Source organism: Allobosea sp. P1_A7, assembly GCF_056406775.1.
Genome location: NZ_JBFTZN010000548.1, coordinates 1 through 1,553, shown reverse-complemented (window position 1 = coordinate 1,553; position 1,553 = coordinate 1). Strand labels below are relative to the sequence as shown.

The 1,553-nt window shown below is 62.5% G+C and carries 1 protein-coding gene and 1 pseudogene; both read right to left on the bottom strand.

Features of this window, described 5'->3' with window-relative positions; translation table 11 throughout:
- Positions 1–262: 262 nt before the first annotated feature.
- Positions 263–1,291 carry an IS110 family RNA-guided transposase gene (locus AC1D34_RS37475; protein ID WP_476827018.1) on the bottom strand — a complete coding sequence of 343 codons (1,029 nt, stop codon included), beginning with the start codon at positions 1,289–1,291 and terminating at the stop codon, positions 263–265.
- Positions 1,292–1,451: 160 nt separating this feature from the next.
- Positions 1,452–1,553: pseudogene (locus AC1D34_RS37470) on the bottom strand (IS6 family transposase); the annotation flags it as partial.

The following is a 1,553-nucleotide window of genomic DNA, read 5'->3' as shown; positions in this document are numbered from 1 at the left end:
GGCGTTGTCATGTCTGGACGGCGCCCTTTGATCAAGGGGATTTCTTTGGCGCGGCGAGGATCGTGGGAGCGGTCATGTCTTCGGCCTTTTGGTGCACTTTTCTAAGCGCTGGCCCTGATGTTGTCCGCGTCATCCTTGGCCGTAATCACGTTATCGCGCTCTTGATGCGCAGACAGCGCCGCGGGCTTGGGGATGGTTCCGCCATATCTCGCATCACCTCATCGTCACCCTCGATTGGTTGTCGATCGCCCGGCAGTTGTCGTTATGCCGGGTTAGGTTGGGTTCTTGCGTATAGGGACTGGCTGCGCATGAGCGCGAAGGCAATGCGCGCGAGTTTGTTGGCGAGCGCGACGGCCACGAGCTTGAAGGGCTTGGTCTGCATCAGCTTGCAGGCCCAGAGCCTGAGTGCGTCGGCATGGCACTTGCGATGATACAGCACCGCATGCGCGCCGACGACGAGCAGCTTGCGCAAGTAGCGATTGCCCATCTTCGACACGCGTCCCAGCCGTTCCTTTCCTCCGGAAGAGTTCTGGCGCGGCGTCAAGCCAAGCCAGGCCGCGAACTCGCGTGGGCCCGCGAAGCCGGCGATATCCTGAACACTGGCAGCGATGGCGGAGGCCGTCACGGGGCCAATGCCGGGTATGCTCGTCAGGCGGCGTGCGACGGGGTCAGCCTGCGCCAGGACCATGATAGTGTGATCCGTGCGGTCGATCTCGGCATCGAGGCGTTCGAGTTGGCGCACCAACGGCATCAGCGCCGCGCGGACGAGAGAGGGAATGGCTTCATCACCCGCCGCAATCAGCTCTGCCAGTTCACGGGTCTTGTTGGGGCCTTGCGCGGCGATGATGCCTATCTCCGCCAGATGTCCGCGCACCGCGTTCAGCATCTGCGTTCGCTGCGATACCAGGAGCTCACGAACCTTGTGGTGCATCAGCACCCCTTGGTTCTCCACTGAGCGAACCGGAACAAACCGCATCGAAGGCCGCGTCACGGCTTCGCAGATCGCAGCCGCGTCTGCAGCATCGTTCTTCTGTCGACGCACATAGGGTTTGACATAGGCCGGCGGCATCAGCCGGGCATCATGGCCCAGCTTGCCGATCTCGCGGGCCCAGTGATGAGCCGACCCACAGGCCTCGAGGCCGACGAGGCAGGGTCGCAAGGCTGCGAAAAACTCCAGAAGCTTGCCACGTTTGATCGGCTTGGCCACGATCACGTGCCCGCAAGCATCGATGCCGTGGACCTGAAACACGTGCTTGGCCAGATCGAGACCAACCACCGTGACTTCCGACAAACCGCTGATAGACTTCGTCATGGACGGCGCTCCTTCAGATGGGTTGCTCAACGACAACCATCCTGGCACAGCTCCATTCGAGCCAGATGCCGCAGCGGGCGCCGTCCACACCATCACGTTAACCGCGGACCATTGAAGCGAACTCAACCGGGTGACGGGCTCACGCTGCGAGGCCAGCGACGGCTTTCCATTGTGCCATGGCGCACAGACGATGCAGATGGATGGCGAGGGCGGAGCGACGGGACCGGGGCGGGACGAACAG